Annotated in this window: 1 protein-coding gene and 1 pseudogene; both read left to right on the plus strand. The window is 39.8% G+C overall.

Going from position 1 to position 540, the window contains the following annotated elements:
- A partial coding sequence (locus ACQY8X_RS21190; protein WP_428037106.1) for a hypothetical protein occupies positions 1–226 on the plus strand: 226 nt, incomplete at its 5' end.
- A gap of 127 nt (positions 227–353) precedes the next feature.
- Positions 354–540, plus strand: a pseudogene (locus ACQY8X_RS21195) (hypothetical protein); the annotation flags it as partial.

Consider the following 540-nt stretch of genomic DNA (forward strand, 5'->3'; position numbering starts at 1 on the left):
TCTTACTAGAAATATGAGGGTACAATCTGATCCTTGGTTTTCAGATTATCTTCTTAGGGTCGGTAATGGGACCAAAGATACGTTTGCAGGTGATTACATTCATCTTCACAAAGATATTGTCATTGAATACAAGGACAAACACTCTATTGATCGCCTGATTGACTGTGTGTTCCCTGATCTTAGCAATAATGCCAATACATGCATGAGCGTGGAATTCTTTGCATGAGGAATGACTATGTGGATGAGATTAATGTAAGAATGATTGACAGATTTCCAAGCAAAACTATGGTGTTCTACAATTTTGATTCGGTGGATGATGATGAACGTAACAATTATCCTAAGACTTTCTCAATTCCATCACACCTAATGGTCTATCGCTGCACAAGCTCAGGATCAAGATCAATTGTCCCCTTATTCTCCTCCATAATCTAGACCTGCACAGTGGTTTATGCAATGGAACTCGTTTGGTTGATAGGGCAGTCGATAAGCATATATTAGATGCGGAGATTGTTAATGGTACACAAGCCGGGGACAGGGTCT

The organism is Amphritea sp. (assembly GCF_050300915.1).
Taxonomy (GTDB): domain Bacteria; phylum Pseudomonadota; class Gammaproteobacteria; order Pseudomonadales; family Balneatricaceae; genus Amphritea.